18 protein-coding genes are annotated in these 23,127 nt (G+C 70.8%); 7 read left to right on the top strand and 11 right to left on the bottom strand.

Going from position 1 to position 23,127, the window contains the following annotated elements; all coding sequences use genetic code 11:
- Nucleotides 1-7: 7 nt before the first annotated feature.
- Nucleotides 8-1,987, bottom strand: a complete 1,980-nt coding sequence (locus tag GAS53_RS55990) for a helix-turn-helix domain-containing protein (protein WP_225858691.1) — start codon at nucleotides 1,985-1,987, stop codon at nucleotides 8-10.
- 164 nt (nucleotides 1,988-2,151) lie between these two features.
- Here GAS53_RS55990 and GAS53_RS03365 point away from each other — a divergent pair, with 164 nt between their 5' ends.
- The 5 genes from GAS53_RS03365 to GAS53_RS03345 all read left to right on the top strand — a co-directional run bounded on the left by GAS53_RS03365 (nucleotide 2,152) and on the right by GAS53_RS03345 (nucleotide 9,066).
- Nucleotides 2,152-3,906, top strand: coding sequence for an FAD-dependent oxidoreductase (locus tag GAS53_RS03365; protein WP_151475886.1), 1,755 nt, complete (start codon nucleotides 2,152-2,154; stop codon nucleotides 3,904-3,906).
- Between the two features lie 199 nt (nucleotides 3,907-4,105).
- The gene (locus tag GAS53_RS03360) at nucleotides 4,106-4,981 is read left to right on the top strand and encodes an intradiol ring-cleavage dioxygenase (RefSeq protein WP_151475885.1); all 876 of its coding nucleotides are present in this window, start codon (nucleotides 4,106-4,108) and stop codon (nucleotides 4,979-4,981) included.
- On the top strand, nucleotides 4,978-6,051 hold the full coding sequence (locus GAS53_RS03355) for a maleylacetate reductase (RefSeq protein ID WP_151475884.1): 1,074 nt from the start codon (nucleotides 4,978-4,980) through the stop codon (nucleotides 6,049-6,051). The genes GAS53_RS03360 and GAS53_RS03355 overlap by 4 nt, the downstream gene beginning before the upstream one ends.
- Before the next feature lie 120 nt (nucleotides 6,052-6,171).
- A complete protein-coding gene (locus GAS53_RS03350; protein ID WP_151475883.1) occupies nucleotides 6,172-7,428 on the top strand; it encodes a glucarate dehydratase family protein in 1,257 nt (418 codons plus the stop codon).
- Between the two features lie 165 nt (nucleotides 7,429-7,593).
- On the top strand, nucleotides 7,594-9,066 hold the full coding sequence (locus GAS53_RS03345) for a glycoside hydrolase (RefSeq protein ID WP_151475882.1): 1,473 nt from the start codon (nucleotides 7,594-7,596) through the stop codon (nucleotides 9,064-9,066).
- 83 nt (nucleotides 9,067-9,149) lie between these two features.
- Here the strand turns inward: GAS53_RS03345 and GAS53_RS03340 are convergent, their stop codons facing one another.
- The 7 genes from GAS53_RS03340 to GAS53_RS03310 all read right to left on the bottom strand — a co-directional run bounded on the left by GAS53_RS03340 (nucleotide 9,150) and on the right by GAS53_RS03310 (nucleotide 17,040).
- The gene (locus tag GAS53_RS03340; protein WP_151475881.1) at nucleotides 9,150-11,252 is read right to left on the bottom strand and encodes a PQQ-dependent sugar dehydrogenase; all 2,103 of its coding nucleotides are present in this window, start codon (nucleotides 11,250-11,252) and stop codon (nucleotides 9,150-9,152) included.
- A 331-nt stretch (nucleotides 11,253-11,583) separates the two neighbouring features.
- Nucleotides 11,584-12,252 (bottom strand): hypothetical protein, encoded by a 669-nt coding sequence (locus tag GAS53_RS03335; RefSeq protein ID WP_151475880.1) that lies wholly within the window; start codon nucleotides 12,250-12,252, stop codon nucleotides 11,584-11,586.
- A 49-nt stretch (nucleotides 12,253-12,301) separates the two neighbouring features.
- The gene (locus GAS53_RS03330) at nucleotides 12,302-13,069 is read right to left on the bottom strand and encodes an ABC transporter ATP-binding protein (RefSeq protein WP_151475879.1); all 768 of its coding nucleotides are present in this window, start codon (nucleotides 13,067-13,069) and stop codon (nucleotides 12,302-12,304) included.
- Nucleotides 13,059-13,838 (bottom strand): ABC transporter ATP-binding protein, encoded by a 780-nt coding sequence (locus tag GAS53_RS03325; protein ID WP_151475878.1) that lies wholly within the window; start codon nucleotides 13,836-13,838, stop codon nucleotides 13,059-13,061. Before GAS53_RS03325 ends, GAS53_RS03330 begins: the two co-directional genes overlap by 11 nt.
- Entirely contained in the window at nucleotides 13,835-14,872 is a 1,038-nt protein-coding gene (locus tag GAS53_RS03320) for a branched-chain amino acid ABC transporter permease (protein ID WP_151475877.1), read from the bottom strand. Before GAS53_RS03320 ends, GAS53_RS03325 begins: the two co-directional genes overlap by 4 nt.
- 46 nt (nucleotides 14,873-14,918) lie before the next feature.
- On the bottom strand, nucleotides 14,919-15,806 hold the full coding sequence (locus GAS53_RS03315) for a branched-chain amino acid ABC transporter permease (protein WP_151475876.1): 888 nt from the start codon (nucleotides 15,804-15,806) through the stop codon (nucleotides 14,919-14,921).
- 7 nt (nucleotides 15,807-15,813) lie between these two features.
- Nucleotides 15,814-17,040, bottom strand: a complete 1,227-nt coding sequence (locus GAS53_RS03310) for an amino acid ABC transporter substrate-binding protein (protein WP_151475875.1) — start codon at nucleotides 17,038-17,040, stop codon at nucleotides 15,814-15,816.
- A 147-nt stretch (nucleotides 17,041-17,187) separates the two neighbouring features.
- Here GAS53_RS03310 and GAS53_RS03305 point away from each other — a divergent pair, with 147 nt between their 5' ends.
- Both GAS53_RS03305 and GAS53_RS03300 read left to right on the top strand, forming a co-directional pair.
- Nucleotides 17,188-18,222, top strand: coding sequence for a LacI family DNA-binding transcriptional regulator (locus tag GAS53_RS03305; protein WP_151475874.1), 1,035 nt, complete (start codon nucleotides 17,188-17,190; stop codon nucleotides 18,220-18,222).
- A gap of 301 nt (nucleotides 18,223-18,523) precedes the next feature.
- Nucleotides 18,524-19,438 carry a YceI family protein gene (locus GAS53_RS03300; RefSeq protein ID WP_151475873.1) on the top strand — a complete coding sequence of 305 codons (915 nt, stop codon included), beginning with the start codon at nucleotides 18,524-18,526 and terminating at the stop codon, nucleotides 19,436-19,438.
- Nucleotides 19,439-19,588: 150 nt separating this feature from the next.
- Here GAS53_RS03300 and GAS53_RS03295 read toward each other — a convergent pair whose 3' ends face one another.
- From GAS53_RS03295 to GAS53_RS03285, 3 genes are read right to left on the bottom strand one after another with little or no spacing between them, the layout of a single operon-like run.
- Nucleotides 19,589-20,494: an amidohydrolase family protein gene (locus GAS53_RS03295; RefSeq protein WP_151475872.1), complete on the bottom strand. Its 906-nt coding sequence runs from the start codon at nucleotides 20,492-20,494 to the stop codon at nucleotides 19,589-19,591.
- Nucleotides 20,491-22,053: an HAL/PAL/TAL family ammonia-lyase gene (locus tag GAS53_RS03290; protein ID WP_151475871.1), complete on the bottom strand. Its 1,563-nt coding sequence runs from the start codon at nucleotides 22,051-22,053 to the stop codon at nucleotides 20,491-20,493. Before GAS53_RS03290 ends, GAS53_RS03295 begins: the two co-directional genes overlap by 4 nt.
- A complete protein-coding gene (locus tag GAS53_RS03285; protein ID WP_151475870.1) occupies nucleotides 22,050-23,060 on the bottom strand; it encodes an ornithine cyclodeaminase family protein in 1,011 nt (336 codons plus the stop codon). The genes GAS53_RS03290 and GAS53_RS03285 overlap by 4 nt, the downstream gene beginning before the upstream one ends.
- Nucleotides 23,061-23,127: the final 67 nt, after the last annotated feature.

The raw sequence follows: 23,127 nt of genomic DNA, 5'->3' as shown, positions 1-23,127 counted from the left end.
CCGGCCCTCAGGTCCGGTAGCCCCGAAGCTTTCGGTACAGCGTCGCTCGGGCGATCCCCAGCGCCGCCGCCGCGCGGGCCTTGTTGCCGCCGTGCCGGCGCAGCGCCTCCAGGATGGCGGTGCGCTCGGCGTGCTCCATCGGGCTCAGCTGCCGCGCCGCGGGTCCCTCCCGGACCGCGTCCGGCAGCTCGGCCCGCCGCACCGGCCCCGCCGCCCGCCGCTGCTCGGCCAACGCCCGTACGAGATGGGCGAGTTCGGTGACGTTTCCCGGCCACGGATGGCGCTCCAGGGCGCGCAGTGCGTCCAGCGTCCAGGTGAGCGGAGGCCGTCCGGGCGCGGGTTTCGGTGCCAGCTCCGGAAGCAACTTCCTGATGTCGTCCGGGCGTTCGCGCAATGCCGGGAGAGTCACGGAGCGGGCGGCCAGCGTGTCGAGCAGACGCTGAAGGCAGGGGCCAGGGGGAGTGCCGGGTGTGTACGTGACCAGCAGGGGCGCGTCCGGGTGCTCGTCGAGCAAGGAGTTGAGGCCGGCGACGTCGGGCTGGGCGAGGCGTTCGGCATGGCGCAGCAGGAGGACCCGATCCTCTGCCGCCAACTCCCTGGCCCAGCGGCCGAGTTCGCCGACCGGCCCCTCCGCCGCGTCCACGACGAGCGGATCCGGCTCCCCGCGCGCGGACATCAACTCCCGTGCCAGGGCGGTCTTTCCGGTACCCCGTTCGCCGGTCAGCAGCAGGGGTTCCCGGGAGCGCGCCAGCTCCGTCGCCAGGGTCGTCGCGTGACGCCACGGCACGGAACGCCCGGCGAGCGCGACACGTGGCTGCTCCACCTGCGGCCGTGCCGCCCCGCCGACGGGCGGCTCGACCACGGCGACCACACCGATGACCGCGCCCTGATGGCGTACGGGCGTGACGCGGGCCGTGCCTGCGCCGTCGGGGAGTTCGAGATCGTACGCGGCCGCACCGGTCCCGTTCCGAGCCGATCCCGATCCGTATGTCTCCGCGGCCGGGGCCTCCCGCCCCGAGCGCGTCTCTTCCCGCCCCGAGCGGGCCCTTTCTCGCCCCGAGCGCGAGCGAGTCAGATCGCTGCCCGAGCCCGTCAGATCTCGAGCCGAGGTCATCAGGTCCCCGGCCGAGCCTGCCAGGTCCTGGACCTGATCTTGGACCTGGTCTTGGACCTGGTCTTGACCGGTCCGGTCCCGATCCCGGTCCGAGTCGCTCACGGCAGCGGTCCGCTCCAGCGCCTCCACCGCCCCCGGCGACAGCATCCCCGCCGCCGCCCCGCTCAGCAGCCGATTCCTCCCGTCGAGGTCGAGCGCCACGACTGCGGCTCCCGGCCGGGCGGCCGCCCGCTGGTAGGCGTCGAGCAGCGCCCGTTCCGCCGTGCGCGACCGCGTCAGCAGCTCCGCCTCGACGGCCGTCGCCGTGGCCTCGGCGAGGGCGGCACCGGGATGGGGTGTGCACCCGGTGCACAGGCCGGACGCGACGGTCACCGTGCCCAGGACCTGGCCGTTCTCCGGGGCCAGCACCGGCACGCTGACGGCGGACACGTCCTGCCACAGGTCGAGGAAGTGCTCGGGGCCGTGCACCTCCGCGCGGCGTCGCGTGCGCAGGGCGAGGGCCGCGCTGTTGTGCCCGACCTCCTGCTCGGAGAGGTCACGGCACTTCTCGTCGCCGGGCGTGCTTCCGGCCGACCACAGCACGCGCAGCCGTTCGTCGGTGAGGACGAGCGAGGACTGACCGGAGGGGAGGGCGGGGGCGAGCCTCTCCAGCACGGGCCGCGCCGCGGTGAGCAGGGCCGACTCCACCGGAGGTACGGGTTCGGCGGGTTCTTTGAGGTCGTGCGGTACGCCGAAGAAGCGGGCACGCCGCCACGCGGCGACGACCTCGTCCGGTACGCCGTCGGGCAGCGGGCGCCCCGTAAGGAACCGCTCGCGCGCCTGGCGCAGAGAGGCGAGAGCGGGGCGGGCGGGGGATTCTTCGGTGGTGGTCACGACGCTTCTCACCGTATCGGGCGTTGTTGAAGAGTTAACGAGGGGCTGCGTTCACTATGTTCCACCTTTCCCCAGCGCTGTCTCGTAATGAGACACCCACGCCCCCGCCCACCGCCCCATGATCATGAATGGTTGGTGCCGTTCTCATCCACTGGAGCGTTCCCGTGCACACCGTCGAGCCCGTAGTCGAGACCGACGTACTGATCGTGGGCAGCGGCCCCGCGGGCGCCTCGGCCGCCCTGGCCCTGAGCACGTACGGCGTGCCGAACATGGTCGTCACCCGCTACGCGAGCCTCGCAGACACGCCCCGCGCCCACATCACCAACCAGCGCACGATGGAGGTCCTGCGCGACCTCGGCGTCGAGCGGGACGTCATCGCGCAGGCCACGCCCCAGCACCTGATGGGCAACACCACCTTCTGCACCAGCCTGGCCGGCGAGGAGCTGGGCCGCGTCCGCTCCTGGGGCAACGACCCCCTCGTGCAGGCCGCGCATGAACTCGCCAGCCCCACCCGCATGTGCGACATGCCGCAGCACCTCATGGAGCCGGTCCTCGTCGACGCCGCCCTCGCCCGCGGCACCCACGTCCGCTTCAGCACCGTCTACAAGTCCTTCGTCCAGGACGCCGACGGAGTCACCGTCACCGTCGAGGACCGGCTGCGCGGCGACGAGTACACCATTCGCGCCAAGTACCTGATCGGCGCCGACGGCGGCCGCTCCAAGGTCGCCGAGGACGCGGGCCTGCCGATGGGCGGCCAGATGGGCGTGGCCGGCAGCATCAACATCGTCTTCGACGCGGACCTGACCAAGTACACGGCGTACCGTCCGTCGACGCTGTACTGGGTGCTCGCCCCCGGTGCCACGGTCGGCGGCATCGGCGCGGGCCTGGTGCGCAATGTCCGCCCCTGGAACGAGTGGATGATCGTCTGGGGCTACGACGTGACCGCGGGCGCCCCGGACCTCACCACCGAGTACGCGGAGTCGATCGTCCGCAGGCTCGTCGGCGACGACGAGATCCCGGTGACGATCAAGTCGTCGTCGGCGTGGACGGTCAACGAGATGTACGCGGAGAGGTACTCCAACGGCCGCGTGTTCTGCGCGGGCGACGCCACGCACCGCCACCCGCCGTCCAACGGTCTCGGCTCCAACACCTCCATCCAGGACTCGTACAACCTGGCCTGGAAGCTCAAGCTCGTCCTCGACGGCACGGCCTCGCCGAAGCTGCTCGACACGTACACGGAGGAGCGGGCCCCGATCGGCAAGCAGATCGTCACCCGCGCCAACAAGTCCATCGGCGAGACCGCGCCCATCTTCGAGGCGCTGGACGGCCTCTCGCCGCAGAGCCCCGAGCAGCTGTGGGCCAACATCGCCGCCCGCAAGGACGCGACCGAGGCCGCCGAGAAGCAGCGTGCCCGGCTCCGCGAGGCGATCGCCTTCAAGGTGTACGAGTTCAACGCGCACGGCGTCGATCTCAATCAGCGCTACTCGTCGGACGCGATCGTGCCCGACGGCACGCCCGACCCCGGCTTCGAACGGGACCCCGAGCTGTACCACCAGCCCTCCTCCCGGCCCGGCGCCAAGCTGCCGCACGCCTGGATCACGGCCGGGACCCGCACCCTGTCCACCCTCGACGCCGCAGGTCAGGGCCGCTTCACGCTGTTCACCGGCATCGGCGGCGACTGCTGGCTGCGGGCCGCGGAGGCCGTCGGCCCGGACATCGCCACCGCTGTCGTCGGCCCCGGTCGGCAGTACGAGGACCCGTACGGTGACTGGGCTCGGCTCAGCGGGATATCCGACTCGGGTGTCCTGCTCGTACGGCCCGACGGGTATGTCGCCTTCCGGTACGGGGCGGCTGCCGCGGATGCCGATCAGGCCGAGCGGTTGCTGAGCGACGCGCTGCGGCGGATCCTCGGACGGTAGCTCCGCCGGTAGCTCCGCTGGTGGGGCATGAGGTTCTGCGGGTTGGGGCTTTTCTGCGGGTGCGTGGGGGCTGGTCGCGCAGTTCCCCGCGCCCCTTACGGGGCGCCCCCCTGCGGGGCCGCCCCGTGCTTGGCAGGGATGAAGATCGTGGGAAGCGGGAAACAGCGGACAGCGGGAACACAGTGGATCAGGAGTCGTCATGATCATCGATGCCAGTGAAACCACCGTCACCGAGGAGGCCGTCGGCAGTCTTGGTGCGAGTACCGAGCCGCGGCTGCGTGAGCTGCTGAGTGCGCTGATCCGGCACCTTCACGACTTCGCGCGCGAGACGGAGCTCACGCAGGAGGAGTGGGAGCGGGCGATCGGGTTCCTGACGGCGACGGGGCAGAAGTGCACCGACACCCGTCAGGAGTTCATCCTGCTCTCGGACGTGCTCGGGGTGTCCATGCTGGTCGAGAGCCTGAACGCGCGCCGCGGCCCGGGCGCCACCGAGTCGACCGTCCTCGGCCCCTTCCACATGACCGAATCCCCGGTTCGTGAACTCGGCGCGGACATCGACCTGGTGGGCACCGGCGAACCGTGCGTGGTCAGCGGCCGGGTGCTCTCCCAGGACGGCACACCGCTGCCCGGCGCGATCCTCGACGTGTGGCAGGCCGACGCGGACGGCTTCTATGACGTGCAACGACCGGACGTCCAGCCGCCGGGCAACGGCCGCGGCCTCTTCACGACGGACGCGGCAGGCCGCTTCTGGTTCCGCACCTGCGTACCGAGCCCGTATCCCATCCCGACCGACGGCCCGGTCGGCGATCTGCTCCGCGCCACCGGCCGGCACCCCTACCGCCCCGCGCACATCCACTTCATCGCCACCGCCGAGGGCCACACCCCCGTCACCACACACATCTTCGTGGCGGGCAGCGACTACCTCGACTCGGACGCGGTCTTCGCGGTGAAAAGCAGCCTGGTCCAGGACTTCACCGAGACCGACGACCCCTCCCTGGCACGGGAGTTCGGCATCCCGAACCCCTTCCGGCACGCCCGCTTCGACCTCGTACTCACCCCGGGGCCCGCCGCATGAACTTCTCGTACGAAGCCCAGCCCATGCGGGTCGTCTTCCGGCCCGGCGCCTCCGTGACCGCCACGGCGGATGAGGTCCGACGGCTCGGCCTGCGGCGGGTGTTGGTGGTGTCCGGCGCTCGCGGCGCGGACACCGCGCGGGCGGTCGCGGACTCGCTCGGCCCGTTGAGCGCCGGACTGCACGCCGAGGCCCGGATGCACGTCCCGGTCGAGGTCGCCGACCGGGCCGTCGCAGTGGCGCGCGCCGCCGACGCCGACGGCTGTGTCTCGGTCGGCGGCGGTTCGGCGATCGGCCTCGGCAAGGCGATCGCCCTGCGCACCGGCCTGCCGCTGATCGCCGTGCCCTCCACGTACTCCGGCTCCGAGATGACCCCCGTGTGGGGCCTCACCGAACACGGCGCGAAGCGCACCGGCCGCGACCCGTCGGTTCTCCCGCGCAGTGTGGTGTACGACCCCGAGCTCACCCTCTCCATGCCCGTACCCCTCTCCGTCACCAGCGGCATCAACGCCGTCGCGCACGCCGTCGAGGCGCTGTACGCCCCCGACACCTCACCCCTCGTCGCGCTGATGGCCGAGGAGGGCGTACGCGCGATGACCTCGGCACTCCCGGAGGTCGCCGCCGAACCGGAAGCCCTGGAGGCGCGCGGCCGTGCCCTCTACGGAGCCTGGCTCTGCGGCTCCTGCCTGGGCGCGACCACCATGGGCCTGCACCACAAGCTCTGCCACGTGCTCGGTGGCACCTTCGGCCTGCCGCACGCGGAGACGCACACGGTGGTCCTCCCGTACGCCCTCGCGTACAACGCGCCCGCCGTTCCCGAGGCGATCGCGGCGCTCGGCCGCGCCCTCGAAACCGACAACGCCCCGCACGCCCTGTGGACCCTGGCCGGACACCTCGGCGCACCCCGCTCACTTGCCCAACTCGGCCTGGCCGAGGCCGACTTGAAGGTTGCGGCCGAGCAGACCGCAGGGCAGTCGTACGCCAACCCGCGCGAGGTCACGGCGGAGGGCGCGCTGGCCGTACTGAGGGCGGCGTACGCGGGGGAAGTCCCTCATGTCGGTTTCCCGGAGTAGCCGCAGCGCCCCGTAAGGGGCGCGGGGCACCGTGCCTCCGGCGGAGCGCTTAGCGTGTTCGGGTCACCGCCATCGCCCGGCCGGTGAACCCATCGACCACGGCCTGGAGGCAGTCCGCTCATGACCGCGACCGACAGCCGGATCCGTGAACTGATCGTCACGCCGATCGCGTTCCGCGACCCGCCACTCCTCAACTCCAGCGGGGTGCACGAGCACCTCGCCCTGCGCGTGATCCTGCAACTCGTCCTGGCGGACGGCACGGTGGGACTCGGTGAGTCGACCGGCGGCGACGTACGCGTCGAACGCCTGCGGGCCGCCGCGCAGACGGTCGTCGGCATGGACGTCTTCGACACCACGGCCGTCTCCGCCGCGATCGACGCCGCCCTGCAGCCCACCGTGCCCAGCTCCCACGAGCGGGGCTGGACCACCTCCGCCGTGGAGGTCGCCTGCCTCGACGCGCAGGGCAAGCTCCTCGGGCGCTCCGTCAGCGACCTGCTGGGCGGCACGGTCCGCGACCGGGTGCCCTTCGCCGCGTACCTCTTCTACAAGTGGGCCGGACACCCGGCGCTCGACGGCAACCCGGCCGTCGGCGACGACTGGGGCGAGGCCCTCGACCCGGCGGGCATCGTCGAGCAGGCCCGGCTGATGCAACAGCGGTACGGCTTCCGCTCGTTCAAGCTCAAGGGCGGGGTGTTCCCGCCCGACGAGGAGATCGCCGCGATGAGGGCACTGGCCGAGGCCTTTCCCGGCCGGCCCCTGCGTCTCGATCCCAACACGGCCTGGACGGTGAAGACTTCGCGGTACGTGGCACGCGAACTGGACGGCGTACTGGAGTACCTGGAGGATCCCACCCCCACCATCGCCGGTATGGCCGAGGTCGCGAAGACCTCACCCATGCCGCTGGCCACCAACATGTGCGTGATCGCCTGGGAGCACCTGCGGCCGGCCGTCGAGCAGAACGCGATCCAGGTCCTCCTCACCGACCACCACTACTGGGGCGGACTGCGCCGCACCCGTGAACTCGCCGCCGTCTGCGAGGCGTTCGGAATCGGCCTGTCCATGCACTCCAACTCCCACCTCGGTATCAGCCTCGCCGCCATGACCCACGTGGCCGCCGCGATCCCGAACCTCGACACCTCCTGCGACACCCACTACCCGTGGAACTCCGCGGACGACGTGGTCGTACCCGGCGCCCTCGAACTGCGCGACGGCGCGGTCAGGGTCCCCACGGGACCCGGTCTCGGTGTCGAGCTCGACCACGACGCCCTGGAGCGGCTCCACCGGCTCTACCTCGACTCGGGCATGAAGGCCCGCGACGACACCGGTTACATGCGGCGCGTCCACCCGGAGTACGAGGGCAAGCTCCCTCGGTGGTGACACGGAAGGCCGCAACGTTGTGGCGGCAGGGGCGCCCGTGAAGCCATGTGGCACGGGCGTCCGCAAAACTATCGAAACAGAAAGCGCTGTCATGCGTCTCGACAACCGTTTGCACCCGCCTCATTCTTCAATCAGGTTGTGGCATGAGCGCGACAGGAGACCTCCATGATCAAGCGCAGATCGCTGCTGGCGGCGGCGGGCGGCACGCTGCTGGGCAGCGCGTTGGCGACGGGCACGGCTCGCGCCGACGCGACCGTCGCGGTCAACCCCGGTACCAGCTACGGGCGTTGGGAGGGATGGGGCACCTCGCTCGCGTGGTGGGCCAACGTGTTCGGCGCGCGTGACGACTTCGCCGACATCTTCTTCACCACCAAGAACGTCGCGTACGGCGGCAGGACGCTGCCGGGCCTGGGCATGAACATCGCCCGCTACAACCTGGGCGCGTGCAGCTGGAACAGCGTGGAGGGCCAGAGCATGGTCGCCTCGCCCAACATCCCGGCCTTCAAGCAGATCGAGGGCTTCTGGCAGGACTGGAACAACGAGGACCCCGCGTCCTCGGCCTGGGACTGGACGGCCGACGCGAACCAGCGCGCCGCCCTGGGCAAGGCGACCCAACGAGGCGCTGTCACCGAGCTGTTCGCCAACTCGCCCATGTGGTGGATGTGCCTCAACCACAACCCGTCGGGCGCGTCCGGCGGCGGCAACAACCTCCAGTCCTGGAACTACCGCCAGCACGCCTCCCACCTGGCCGCCGTCGCCCTGCGCGCGAAGAACAACTGGGGCGTGAACTTCGCGACCGTCGACCCCTTCAACGAGCCCTCATCCAGCTGGTGGACGGCCACCGGCACGCAGGAGGGCTGCCACATGGACGCCTCCGTCCAGGCGGCCGTACTCCCGTACATGCGCAGCGAACTCGACAAGCGCGGTCTGTCCGGCATCAGGATCTCCGCGTCCGACGAGACGAGCTACGACCTGGCCCGCACGACCTGGAACTCCTTCGGGGCGTCGACGAAGGCGCTGGTCAGCCAGTTCAACGTGCACGGCTACCAGGGCTCCGGCGGCCGCCGCGACCTCCTCTACACGGACGTCGTGACGACAGCGGGCAAGAAGCTCTGGAACTCGGAGACCGGCGACAAGGACGCCACCGGCCTCACCATGGCGAGCAACCTGTGCCTGGACTTCCGCTGGCTGCACCCGACCGCCTGGGTCTACTGGCAGGTGATGGACCCGTCCACCGGCTGGGCGATGATCGCGTACGACGCGAGCAGCCTGCAGCCGACCACCGTGCAGACCAAGTACTACGTGATGGCCCAGTTCAGCCGTCACATCCGTCCCGGGATGACCATCCTCGACACCGGCGTCGGCTACGCGGTCGCGGCTCATGACGCCGCGCAGCGGCGCCTGGTCATCGTGGCCGTCAACTCCGGTGCCGCCCAGACGCTCACCTTCGACCTGTCCCGCTTCGGCCAGGTCACCGGGGGCACGGGCGGGCTCGTACGGCGCTGGAGCACCGCGACCTCCGGCGGCGGCGACCTCTACACCGCGCGCACGGACATCCGGCTGAACGGCAAGAGCCTGAGTGTGCCCTTCGGCGCCGCGTCGGTGCAGACCTTCGAGATCGACGGCGTGACCGTCTGACCGCCGCACGACCGCGTACAACCCCAGTTACGACCGGGACGTCGCCGCGGCCGGACCCATTTGCGGGTCCGGCCGCGACTGCGTCATCCGGCCACCGGCGTCCCCGTGACCTTCAGGCCGCGCAGCCGACCGGTGTTGTCGAACGAGCCGAAGCCGACCCGGCCGGAGGAGAGCGTGGTGTCGACGGCGGTCATCAGGGGCCGTTTCGAGCCGTCGACATAGACCGCGATCTCACCGGTTCCGGGGCAGTGCACCACCCGCACCTGATGCCAGGCGGTGTCGGTGATGGCCGGCGGAGCGCCCGTGGTGCCGTTCCACTGGTCCTCGATCCGCAGCCGGTCGGCGTCGTTCACGACGAAGATCCCGTTGTGCGGATAGATGGTGTTGTCCGTCGACAGGTGCGCGTAATAGAACTTCGTGTCGGACTGGTACCCGAAGACGATGATCACGTCCCGGTTGGTGATCTCCACGGGGGTGTCGATACGGACCTCCGCGTCGATCCGTACGGGGCCGAAGGCCGCGGGTCCCGCGGTGAGCACGGCGTACTCGAAGGGTCGCCTGGGACCGGGACGGGCGACTCCGGCCTCGGCGAGGATCGCCTCACGGCCCGGGAACCGCCACTTGGACGGGGTGACCGGGGACCAGTTCCGTCCGGCCATGACGTCGGTGACCTTGACTCCGCCGGTGTCGCAGGAGGCGAACTGCCGGGTCCCGGTGACCTTCCAGATCTTGCCGTTGGCCTTGGAGAGCAGATAGAGCCCCCCGTCGGCGTCCCGCCCGAAGCGGAGGTCGACTCGGCTGTCCCCGGCCAGGTCCTGCATGGTCACTCGGGCGCCGCTCGCGTCGTACAGCATGAGTTCGTACAGCTTGGCCAGTTCCTTGTCGCCCCGCCGCATGTCCTTGGCGTCGGCGAAGAGGAGCCGGCCGTCGACGAGGTCGCCGAAGATGTACTTGCCGCGCAGCTCGGGCAGGTCGCGGCCACGGTGGACGAAGCCGCCGACGATGGCCCGGCCGACGTCGGAGGTGCAGTTCCAGTCGGCGGGCGGGTCGTGGTCGTAGGCGGCGACGGGGTACGTGTATCCGTACTGCTCGTCGTCCGCGGGCAGCGGCAGGATCTTGGCGCAGGGGTCGGTGGCCGTCTTGTCGAAAACGAAGGCGCCTTCGCGTTCGCTCCAGCCGAGATTGTCGCCGGCCCTCACCTCGTAGACGGCCTCTATGGCGTGCTCACCTATATGGCCGAGATACATGGCGTGGCGGCCACCGGGGTCCCAGCTGAAGCGGTGCGGGTCCCGCATGCCGTACGCGTAGATCTCGCCGAGCGCGCCGGGGGTGCCGGTGAAGGGGTTGCCGGGCGGGATGCCGTACTTGCCGTTGGCGCTGTCACGGCCCCGCGGGTCGATGCGCAGGATCTTGCCGTGCGGCAGGGCAAGGCTCTGCGGCTCGGTGTTCCTGGCGCCCTGGCCGCCGTCGCCGACGGCGAGGTAGAGCAGCCCGTAGTCCTTGTCGTGGGGCCGGGCGGTGGGGTTGAAGTCGATCTGCTGGATGCCGTGGACCCGGCCCGCGAAGCCGATGCGGAGGATCTCCCGGCGGGTGCCCCGGAAGGTGTCGGCGGAGGGGTCGTCGGCCGTCCACTCGGTGACGACGCCGTGGTACGCCGTAGTGGCCGCCTGCCGCATGTCGGGTACGGCGGTGGTGGCCGAGGCCAGCTCGGTGTGGACGGTGTAGAAGCGGCCGTTCCGCTTGAACCCGGGGTCGAAGGTGACGAACCCGAAGCCCTGGCCGAGGCCCTGGCTGGCGAAGAACGCGGGGGCGAAGGTGCCGGCGATGTCGAGATAGACGCGCGGGGTGCCGTCCTCGACGAGATAGAGCTTGCCGTTGAGGTCCGGGACGGCCATCCGGCCCGAGCGGTCGGGCAGTTCGCTCAGGTGGTTGATGCGGGCGTGCCGCATCAGCCGTGGATCGGTGACCGGCCCGGGCGGCGGCTCGGTCTTGGGGAACTGGGCGTACTCCTCGACGGTCAGCCCGATGTCGGAGGCGGCCGGCCGTTCCGGGATCGGGTCGGTGACGGGTTCGGCGGCGTGGGCGGTGGCGGCGGGTAAGGCGACGAGGACGGACAGCAGTAGGGCGAGGACGAGTAGCGGGGTCAGCAGGAAGGGGCGGGGTCTACCGCCGGGGGATCCGGTCATGGCTGTCACTCCTCTGTTGCTCTGTTCTTGACCAGTTGGTACTGCGCCCGTACGAGCGCGGGGTCCACCGCCCGGTCGAGGAACATCAGGCTGTCCATGCGGCAGTTGCAGAGGTTCGCAACTGCTCGCCGTATAACGCGTGTTGGGGTGGTTTAGCTCGATCGTGTGATGGTCGACTTCCCAGCTTGCGGTGTGTTGCAGGGGTCGGGGTAACGTGGGCGATGCGATTTGGGACGCCGGGTGCGGTGCCAGCGTGCGGGGCCCCTGCTCCACCAGAGAGATGGTTCAGGGCCTCCCCGTCGCCTCTGGCCGCACCCACTTGGCCAGGTCGTCAGGGACTCCGCCCTCCCGGGGCCGGACCACGGACAGGATCCGTGTCGCCGCTCGGTTGCGAAAGCGGACGACCAGTGCGCCCAAGACCGTTCGGGGCGTGCCGGTGTGCGGGCTCACTCCCGTCCACTGCCCAGGAACGGTTGGTCTCCCGGGTGTTTAGCGGGAAGTAGCTGTCGACCTTGATGCTTCGTGGGTCGGTGGCAGAGGTGCGGTGTGCCCCTGGGCCCGAGAGGCCCCAGGGGCGCCGGACCGCGTTGAAGGCGTTCAGCGTCGGCACACCGGAGGCGGAGTACACGCCCGCCTTCCAGTCGTCGTTGCCCGCCGTCTCCTGGCCGACCTGCTTGACCTGGAGGGAGGCCCGGCTGCCCCGGTGCGCCCCGTCCGCCGTACGCATCCGCGCGCCGCCGTTGACGAGGTCGATGTCGGTGCCGGAGAAGCCCCGGTCGCGCTCCCGTGCCGGGTTGCCGGGGACGGGGTGCTCGAAGTCGTAGTGGGCGGCGAGGTGTCGCTTGAGTCCGGGATGCACGGCGGGCGGCGGCCGACCGTCGCCGCGTGCCCCGGCCGGGGCCGCCGCCGGAGTCGCCCCGGCCGGGGCCGCCGCCAGAGTCGTGAGGGCTGTCAGGAGGACGGCGAGCGCCGCCCCCGCGTACCGTCTGCGCTTGACCATGTCGCTCGCTCCTTTGCGAGGCGTGTCACGCCACAGCTGCTTTTGATGGTCACCGTTTGGGCGCGGCCGGTGGCTGCGCCGGCCTGCCGCCGAGGTAGAGCTCGCCCAGTTGCGGATCGGCCAGCAACTCACGTGCCGGACCCGAGACATGGACCCGTCCGAGATCGAGTACGCAGCCGATGTCCGCGGTCTCCAGGGCACGCCTGGCGTTCTGCTCGACCAGCAGGACGGCCGTGCCCGCCTCCCGCATCCGCACGATCTGTTCGAAGACGACGCCCGTCGTCTTCGGGTCGAGCCCCATGGACGGCTCGTCGAGCAGCACCACCCGGGGCCGGACCATCAGCGAGCGGGCGAACTCCACCTGCTTCTGCTGTCCGCCGGAGAGCAGCCCGGCCAGACTCGTCCAGCGTTCGGCGACGAGCGGGAAGAGGTCGCGTACGAAGTCGGCACGCTCGGCGACGGCCGCCTTGTCCTTGATCGTGTAGCCGCCGAGCAGCACGTTCTCGGCGACCGTCATCTCCCGGAAGACGCTGTGTCCTTGGAGGACATGGGCGACTCCGGCGGCCAGCATCCGCTGCGGGCCGCGGCCGGTGACGTCCTTGCCGTCGACCAGGACCCGTCCCGAACGCGGGGCCAGCAGCCCGCTGGCGACCTTCAGGACCGTCGACTTGCCCGCCCCGTTGGGACCGACGAGGCAGACGATCGAGCCGGCCGGCACCTGAACGGTCAGCCCGCGCAGCACGAGGGCCGCCCGGCCGTACCCGGCCTGGATGTCGTCGAGTTCCAGCAGGAAGCCGGAAGGGGAGTCAGACGCCAAGGTAGGCCCCCAGGACTCGTTCGTCGGACTGGATGACCGAGGGCGGGCCTTCCGCGATGGGCCGGCCGCGGTCGAAGACCACGATGTGGTCGCTGAGCGACATGACCAGGTCCATGTTGTGCTCGACGATCAGGAACGTCCGCCCCTCGGCGTTGAGTTCGCGCACCAGGTCGCAGATCCGGTCGATCAGCGCGGGGTTGACCCCGCCCGCCGGCTCGTCGAGGAGGATCAGCTCGGGCTCGCTCATCAGGACGCCCGCGAGTTCCAGCAGCTTCTGCTGCCCCCAGGACAGGTTCCGCGCCTCCGCCCGCTCCAGGTGCTCGATGCCCATACGGGTAAGCCAGTACCGGGCCCGCTCCGTCTCCTCCCGCTTGCGGGCACCCGCGAGTTGGGCCAGCAGATTCGGCGGGCGTACGGCGACGAGCAGGTTGTCCAGCACCGTCATCCGGGGGAAGACACGGCAGAGTTGGAAGGAGCGCCCGATGCCGGCCCGGGCGATCCGGTGCGGCGGCTTGGCCGTGATGTCCCGGCCGCGGTACGTCGTACGGCCCGCGTCGGGCCGGATCATGCCGGTGACGCAGTTGAAGAAGGTGGTCTTGCCGGAACCGTTCGGTCCGATCAGGGCGTTGACCCTGCCGTGCCGGAAGGACACCGTGGCGTCGTCCAGGGCGGTGACTCCGCCGAAGGCCTTGGTGAGCCCGACGGTCGCCAGACCGTGCTCCTTCCCCTCCTCCTGCCCCTGCCCCTGCTCGTTCTCCTTCGCGCTCATTGCTTCACCTCCCGCTTCTGTCCCGGTGATCCCGGTGCGGGCTCCGCCCCGCCCTGCCCGCGTTCCTCGCGCAGTTCGGCGGCGGTGACCTCGCGGATGGAGGTCTCGCCGGTCTTGAACACGCGGGCGATCAGGCCGGTGGCGGCCGGGATGACGCCGTCCGGCATGAACATCACGACGACGCCGAGCAGCAGCCCCGCGAAGACCAGGTGCAGCGGGGTGTCCCCGTACTCGAGCTTGGAGTACTCGAGCCCGTACCCGACGATCACGGCCCCGAGCAGCGGCCCGTACAGATGGCGCACGCCGCCGAGGAGCGCCATCAGCACCATGTAGGCACCGCTCAGGATCGAGAACTGGAAGACGGGGTCGAGGTCGCCGAACCACAGTCCGTAGAGCCCGCCGGCCAGCGCGGTGAAGGTCGCGGAGACCACGAAGACGACGAGTTTGTACGTGTAGGTGGGGGTGCCGAGGGACTGGGCCTTGTCCTCGTCCTCGCGGATCGCCTTCAGCCCCATGCCGAACCGGGACCGGTCGATGATCCACCAGGTCAGCAGCGCCACCGCGAGCAGCGCCAGGAACAGGAAGTAGAACACCTCGTGGTGCTCGGAGCGCAGCATGCCGGGGAACGGTCTCGGCACCACCAGGCCTCGGGAGCCGCCGGTGAACGAGGACCAGCTCTGGAAGACCAGCAGCATGATCAGCACCAGGGCGATCGAGACGATGACGAAGGACGCGCCGCGCACGCGTAGGGCGGCGTAGCCGACGGGGACGGCGAGCACGGCCACCAGGGCCGCGGAGACGAAGAGCGCGGCGAAGGATGGCAGGTCGGCCTTGGTGACCAGGAGGGCTGTCGTGTAGGCGCCGAGTCCGGCGAAGGCGCCGTGGCCGAGGGAGATGTAGCCGGTGAAGCCGCCAACGAAGTTCCAGGAGGTGGAGAGCACGGCGTAGTTGACGATGGCGATGCCCACGGTCAGCTCGTACGGGCTCGGGGCCATGGACGGGAAGGACAGCGCGACGGCGACCACGGCCGCCATGGCTCCGAGCTGAAGGGCCAGGCGCCACGGGCTTCGGCTTCTGCGTTCAGAATCTCTGGGCAAGCCGACCCCCGAAGAATCCCTGCGGCCGGACGGCCAAGGTGGCGAAGAGCGCGACGTAGAAGACCGTCTGCGCCCAGGTCGTGCTGAGTTCCAGCTGGAGCAGGCTCTGTGTCATGCCGAGGGCCATGGCGGCGATCGCCGCGCCCGGCACGCTGCCGAGGCCGCCGACGACGATGATCGCCATCAACGGGCCGATCCAGTGCCAGTGCAGCGACGGGTAGATGGTGGTGTCGAGCGCGAGTGCCGTACCGCCGACCGCCGCCGTGGCGAGGCCGAGTCCGAAGCCGTACCCGGCGATCCGGTCGGTGTCGATGCCGAGCAGTGCGGCGGCCTCCCGGTGCTGGATCGTGGCACGCAGCGCCTGGCCGAACCTGCTGTGCTTCATCAGCAGATACAGCCCGAGCAGGGCGGCCGCGGCCATGCCGAACGCGATGAGCTTGACCACCGCGATCCGGGCCCCGAAGAACTCCAGGCTCGCGGAGCTGTAGCCGAGCCGGATACGGCGCTGGGTGCCGGAGAACGCGTACCCGAGGAGCCCTTCGATGACGAGGGCGATGGAGAAGGTCAGCAGCACCGACATCATGGTCAGCGTCGCCGGGCGCAGCCGGGTGAGGAGCAGCCGCTGCATGGCCACGCCCGCGGCGAAGAACAGCGGCACGGTGACGAGGAGGGTGAGAAGCGGGTCGATGCCGGTTTCCCGGTGGGCGTACCAGGCGAGGTAGGCGGCGAGGATCAGAAAGGCGGAGTGGGCGATCATCACGACGCGCATGACGCCGAAGTAGAGCGTCAGGCCCGCCGCCAGGAGGGCGTAGAGCCCTCCCAGCAGCACACCGAGGACGATGCTCTGGAAGACGAGACTCGCGGAGGGCACTCAGGCATCACCACTTCGGCTTCGGGTGGACCAGATCGGCTTCCTTCTGTTCCTCGGGCAGCACGATCTGGATCTCGCCGTCGACCCACTGCTGGATCATGTGCGCGCTCTGCGGGCGGCCCTTGTCGTCCCACTTCAGAGGGCCGACCACGGTCTCCACCTCGTTCTCGCGCAGCCAGTCGATGAGCTTGCTCTGGCACTCCTCGTCCTGGGAGGCGCACTCGGCGGCCTCGACGGCCGCGGCGACGACCTGTCCCGTCGTGTACGCGTTGGCCTCGTCCTCCTCCGGGGCCTTGCCGAACTGCTCGGTGTACTTCTCGACGAACTCCTTGTTGCTCGGATAGTCCGCCTGCTGCGTGTATCCGGTGGGCGCGAGGATGCCCTCGGTCTTGTTGCCGATGGCCTTGGCGAACTCCGGTTCCGTGGGAGCGGTGGAGAAGGCCGCCATCTTCGGCTGGTAGTTCAGCTGTTGCAGGGCGACGATCAGGTTCACGCCGTCCTGGTACTGCGAGCCGCCCACCACCATGTCGGCCTTGGAGGAGGCGATCTTCGCGGCGATGGAGCCGAAGTCGGTGGTGTTGGGCGGGTAGACCTCGTCGACGACGGTCTTGATACCGCCCTTCTCCAGCTTGTCCTTGAGCCCGTACGCCGTTCCCTGGGCGAACGGGTCGTCCATCGCCGCGTACGCCACGGTCTTGGGCCGCTCGGCCTCGGGCAGGGCCAGGATGTGGTCGGCGAGATGGTTGTAGTGGTCGTTGGCGACGGCCGGTGCCGCGTAGAAGAGGTTCTTGAACCCCTGGGTGAAGACTTCCGGCGCCGCGCCCGCGGGCTCGACGAAGAGCAGGCCGTACTCCTCCGCCACCCGGGCCGAGGGCACCACGAGCCGGGTGGAGAACGGGCCGAAGACCAGGTCGACCTGGTCCCTGCCGATCAGCTGCTCGTAGTCGGAGACCACCCGGTCGGCATTCGACTGGTCGTCGAGGATCTTCAACTCGACCTTGCGGCCGAGCAGTCCGCCCTTGTCGTTGACGATCTTCGCCCAGGCCTTGTAGCCGCGCTCCACGCCCTTGCCGGGCTCCGAGAAGTCCCCGGTGAGCGGGAGCGAGACACCGATGGTGATGGGATCGTCGGGCGAGTCCTCCGAACCGCCCCCCGAGCCGCAGCCGCTGGCCGCGAGTGCCGTGGCGGACGCGAGGGCGGCAACTCTCCATGACAGGCGCTTTGTTGTGCTCATCGCTGGACTCCCCTGTCCGCAGGCACTCTCCGCCGTTCGAAAGCGCTTTCGCGAGCGCTTGCGTACCATGTAATCCGCGTCACAGGAGCTGGACAACCGTCGTGCAAGTACCAGTTCGGAAAGCCCCGTTCAGAGGCGGTGACGGATATGCCGAGGCCCCGCTCACGATTACGGCTCGCCGATGTGGCCGAGCGCGCGGGCGTATCACTGACCACCGCCTCCCGGGCGCTCGCCGGACGGGACGGGGTGCGCGAGGAGGTGGCCGAGCGGGTCCGCCGCATCTCGCGGGAGCTCGGCTATGTCGCCAATCCGCATGCGCGCACCCTGGCGGGCGGCACGGCGTCGACGGTGGGGCTGATCGTCCATCAGATCGACGACCCCTACTTCTCGGAGATCGCGGGCGGGGTCGTCCAGGTCGCGGGGGAACGCAACCTGATCGTCCAGATCTGCCACTCCGGCCGGAATCCGCGGAACGAGCTGCGCCAGGTCCGGCATCTGGTCGCCCAGCGCGTGGGCGTCATCATCATCGCGGGCTCCGGATACGTCGACCCCCGTATGGAGGCCGAGGCCAAGGCCGAACTGTCCGTCTTCCAGGACACCGGCGGCCGGCTCGCCGTGATCGGCCGGCACTTCCTCAACGCCGACGCGGTGCGCCCCGACAACAAGGGGGGCGCCGAGACCATCACCGGTCATCTGCTGTCCCTCGGACACCGCCGGATCGCGGTGGCGGCCGGGGACCTGCTCCTGTCCACCGTCGCCGACCGGCTCGCGGGGGTGGTCGCCGCGCTGGAGCGGGCCGGGCTGTCCTCGCCCGAACTTCCCGTCGCGCAGGCCGAGTTCACCCGCGACGGCGGCCGCGTCGCCGCCGAGCGGATTCTGCGCGACCACCCGGACACCACCGCGATCGTCGCCCTCAACGACGCCATGGCCATCGGTGTCCTCTCCGCGCTCCGCGCCCACCGCGTACCGGTCCCGCACCGGATGTCGGTCGCCGGCTTCGACGACGTGTCCTTCGCGGCGGACCTCGCCCCCGGCCTCACCACCGTGCGGCTGCCCCTCGCCGAGATGGGCCGCCAGGCCCTCTCCATGGCCCTCAGGCCGCCTGCGGCCCGGCCCCGTCGGAAGTCCACGGGCCATGCGTTGGTGGTACGCGACTCCACCGGCCCGGCGCCGTCGCAGTGAGACCGAGGGCAGCGCCGCTCCTCGGGCAGCCGCCGCGGGCCGCCCACCTGCGCCGTCGTACGCGTCGGGGCACTGACCCGTAAGCCGGGGCACTGTCTCGTAATGAGACACCCACGCCGTCGCGGGCTGGACCAAGATCATGAATGGCTCACGTCCCGGCTCACGTGCCCCGTGCCCGCGGCCCGCGGAGCTTCCGGGGACGGCGCCCACAGCCGGGCGGTCGCCGACCGGTTCCCAGGAGGCGGCGTGCGAGGGCGTCGAGCCGTGGACAGCATTCGAACAGAGAAGACAGGTGAACATCATGGCCCTCGGACTGCTCCGGCGTCGGCGTTCCAGGGGCGCCTCCGCCGCCGCGGCGGGCCTCACGCTCCCGCTGCCGCCCGGCGCGGGCGCGCTCGGCTGCGAGGTCGTGGACCCCATGGGCCAGCCCATGGGCGGCGCCGACGTCACGGTGACCGCGCTGGACTCCCACCGTGTCGCGGCCCGCGGCACCACCGACCCGTACGGCTTCTTCATGGCCGCGCTGCCGCCGGGCGGCTACAGCATGATGATCATGGCCGAGGGCCTCTCCCCGGCCCGCGAGACCATCGACGTCCTCGCCGGCACGACCCTCCCCCCTCAGCGCATCCAGCTGGAACCGGCCCGCCTGCTCGAACTCCCGCCGCCCGGCACCTGGCTCTTCGACCCGCCCCACACCGCGATCCGCTTCATCGCCAAGCACGTCGGCATGGCCAACGTCCACGGCCGCTTCGAACGCTTCGAGGGCGGCATCCGGGTCGCCCAGGACATAGCGGAATCCCATGTGTCCGTACGCATCGACGCGTCGAGCATCACCACCGGCAACACGACGCGCGACAACCACCTGCGCTCCGGCGACTTCCTGGACGTCGAGCGCTACCCGCACATCGACTTCACGAGCACGCGCTTCGCCTACCGCGGCGGCTCCAAGTGGACGCTGCAGGGCACGCTCACGATGCACGGCGTCAGCCGTACGGTCGCCCTGGACACGACGTACCTCGGCACGGTGAACGGCGGCTACGGCCAGGAACTCCGCTGCGCGGCCCTGGCAAAGGCCGAGTTGCACCGCGAGGACTACACGCTCAACTGGCGGTCGATGCTGGCGCGCGGCATCGCGGTGGTCGGCCCGACCGTCCAACTGGAGCTGGACGTCCAGGCGATGTACCGCACGCACGACACACCCACCCCGCCGAAGTAGCGGACCGCCGCGCGGCGGGCCCGGTCCGCACATTCCTCGGGCAGGAACGGACGGTCGGACACGCCGAGTTCGGTGAGGGGGCCGGGTACCTGGTTGGCCGGTCTTGGGTGGCCCGTTGGGCCCGGGCGAGCGGCCTCGAGCCGGGTGCGGTCAGTCCTTTCCGGTGAGCAGGCGCTGGGGATTGGCGATGCGGAAGGCGTACGCGGCGGCTCCGCCCAGGCCGAAGCCGGGCTGTTGCGGCGGCTCGGCGTAGGGCCGGTCCGAGCCCTGGACGACGACGTCGGTGCCGAGGACGCGGACGACCGCGTCGACGGCGCGCGGACCGTACGAGGACGTCTCGACGAACACGTCAGGATCGACCCCTCTCCGGGCCTCGTCCCCGGCACGGGCGGCGAGGCGTTCCCCGTGCAGCGGGGCGAGCCCGGCCAGCAGCGCGAAGCACACCCGCAGCCGCGGATGGCGGGCCCGGCCGAACGCCCGGAAGGCGAACCAGGCGGAGTGCATCTGCTGCACGTACGGCACCATCGCGGGCCACCAGCCGGGGCCCGGGGACGCGCAGGCCGCCGGCCCCGGGTGGACGAACAGCGGGAGGTCACGTGCTTCGAGGAGGTCCAGCAGCGGGGCGCACCGCGCGTAACCGTCGGCGTCGGCCAGGGCGTTCGCCGGGAGCTGCAGACCGGCGAACCCCCGGTCGAGGTCCCTGCCCGTCGCGTCGGCGTCGATGTCCCGGACGCAGGCGGCGGCCCACGCTCCGAACGGCTCGGGCAGTCCGGCCGAGTCCTCGTGGTAGGCGTCGAGCAGCGGCCGCGCCTCGGTGGACGGCAGCCACTCCACGCCGAGCGGGGAGGACAGCGAGACGAGCGCCCGGCCGAGGCCGTCGGTGGCGGCCAGTTCGGCACGCCCGGCGACGTCGTGTTCGGCGGGCGGGACCTCGTACGGTGGCTCACCGGCGGTGTGCAGCGTCCATCCGTCCAGGTACGGCGGTTCGTCGCGCGCCCGCAGGGCCGCCACGAACGAGCGGCTCCACAGATGCTGGTGTACGTCGACGTTGGTCACGAAGCTCCCTCTGTTATGGCGCACAGTGCGCTTCGTACCTCGTCGGACCCCAGGACGTCGAGGCTCACCCGGTCCACGTCCACTCCGCAGGGCCGGTCGTCGTCCAGGGCCGGGACGAGCTCGCGGATCGCGCGGTGCAGGAGCCCGGGACCCCGCCCCAGGACGGACGGTGCGGCCAGGTCCACCGCCTGCGCGGCGGCCACGGCCTCCACGGCGAACAGTTGCCGCAGCCGGACCAGCATCGTCGACAGCCGTCGTGCCCCGAGCGCCGCGTTGGTCGAGTCGTCCTCGACGGCGTCCGCGCCGTGTCGCGGGTCGGTGCACACCGGCGCGGACAGGGCGCGGATCTCGGCGACGAGCGCCTGCGCCGTCTTGGCCAGCGGGGCGAAGCCCGACCGCTCCGGACCGTACGGCGAGAGGTTCGCGGGCAGTCCGCTGACGGCCGGGTCGAGCAGCCGCCGCATGCGCTCGGCGGAGACCGCCGCCGTCTGTGTCAGGGCCAGCGCGAGGGTGTCGAAGGCGAGGGCCAGGGCCGGGGTGTGGAAGTTGCCGGACGAGAGGATCTCGCCGGTGTCGGCCAGCACCACCGGGTTGTCGCCGCAGCCGTTGAGCTCGGGTTCCAGCGCGGCGCCGGCGAAGTCCAGAGCGGCGTGCAGCGCGCCGTGCACCTGGGCCGCACAGCGCAGGCTCAGGGGGTCCTGGACTCGCCGCGCGTGTCCGGGGGCCGTGAGGTCACCGCCGGCCAGGAGCGCGAGCAGTTCGCCCGCCGCCCGGGACTGCCCGGGTGCCGGGCGCAGACCCAGCACGCGGGCGTCGAGCGGGCTGGTGTTCGCCCGGAAGCCCTCGAACGTGAGCGCCGTGACCGCCTGGGCCAGCGTGCGGACGGCGGCCGCCTCATGGAGGGCGAGGGCGCCCTGGCCGGCCGCCAACGGGCTTGCGCTGCAAAGCACATGCCCGTCCTTCGGGCCCAGCTCGGCGGGGGTCAGCCCGGCCCGCCGCAGCGCCTCCGCACCGTCGAGGACCTCACCGGAGAATTCGGCGCTGCCCTCGCCGATGACCACCAGACCGGCATGGGCCATCTGGCACAGGTCGGAGGCCCCGATCGACCCCACCTCCGGGATCACCGGATGCACCCGCGAGTTGAGCATGCCGACGAGCAGCCGCGGGATCTCCGGCCGCACTCCGCTCCCGCCGCCCGCGATGCCGTTGACCCGGGCGAGCAGCGCGGCGCGCACCACGGAGGTCGGCAGTGGATCGCCGACCGCGTTGGCCCGGCCCCGCACCGTACGCACGCTGAACTCCCCGAGTTCGGCACGCGGCAGCGCGTACGACGACCGGCTGCCGAGCCCCGTCGTCAGGCCGTACGTCGGCACCCCGCGGTCGACCACGTCGTCGACGACCGCGCGATCGCGCACCAGCCGGGGGAGCACCTCGTCCGCCAGGACGACCTGGGCGCCGTGCCGGGCGACGGCGACGACGTCGTCGAAGGACAGGGTGCGCCCATCGACAACCACCGTGCCGGTTGCAGAGGGTGGGGGAGCGGGGAGCGTGCCGGTCATGAGAACCGCAGCTTCTGCCCGAGGCCGCGCTCTTCGGCCTTCTTGAGCATGGCCGCGCCGAGGGCGATGTCGGAGAGGGAGAGTCCGCGGTGCCAGAACAGGGTCGTCTCGTCCGGGCGTTCACGGCCGGGCTTGTCGCCGACGACGATCTCGCACAGTTCACCGTGCAGGGTCGCCTCGCTGAGCCTGCCCGACTCGACGTGCGCGCGCAGGGCACCGAACGGCCCGGACCGGCACTGGCCCCAGTCATCGACGACGATCTTGTCCATGATGTCGGTGAGGGTGAGTTCGACCGCGCTCATCGTTCCGTACGGTACGACAAGGGCGCCCGGCGCGATCCACTCGGTCTTCAGCAGGGGCTCAGGCCGCTCCAGCCGGGACGCCTCCACGACGATGTCCGCGCCCTCGACGCAGGTCTTCCAGTCCTCGGTCACGATCACGGGCTTGCCGAGGTCGCGCTCCAGCCGCTCCGCGAAGGCCTCGCGGCTCTCCGGGCGGCGCGAGTGGACGCGAATCTCGTCGAGGTCGAAGATCCGGTCGAGCAGGCGGACGTTCCAGTACGACGTGGCGCGGGCCCCTATGTGACCGAGCACCTTGGCGTCGGGGCGGGCCAGGTGCCGTGCCCCGAGCGCGGTGAGCGCGCCGGTGCGCATCTCGGTGATGGCGGTGGCGTCGACCACGGCCACCGGCATGCCCGTACGCGGATCGAAGAGGTTGAGCAGCGCCATCTCGGAGGGCAGTCCGGACTTGTAGTTTCCGACGTAGTCGCCCACGATCTTGACTCCGGCCAGGCCGAGCGGCGCGACGTAACCACGGAGGACATTGAAGTGACCGTTGAACGCGGGATCGGGCATGAGGTGGACTCGTGGTTCGATGACCGTCTCTCCGCGGCCCTGGGCGCGCAGTCCCTGCTCGACCGCGGTCAGCACCTCGGTGTCGTCCAGGTCGAGCTGTTCGATGTCCGAGCCGTTGAGAAAGGTGAACCAAACCGGTTCCAACGTGCTCATTCCCGGCGTCCTTTCACTCACTTCGGACGAACGTAACGCCCCGTTTACAAAAGGGGATTGACTGTAA

Source organism: Streptomyces albicerus (assembly GCF_008905045.1).
Classification (GTDB): domain Bacteria; phylum Actinomycetota; class Actinomycetes; order Streptomycetales; family Streptomycetaceae; genus Streptomyces; species Streptomyces albicerus.
Note: the sequence above shows the minus strand (reverse complement) of the source record. Positions and strands in the feature narration are given on the sequence as shown.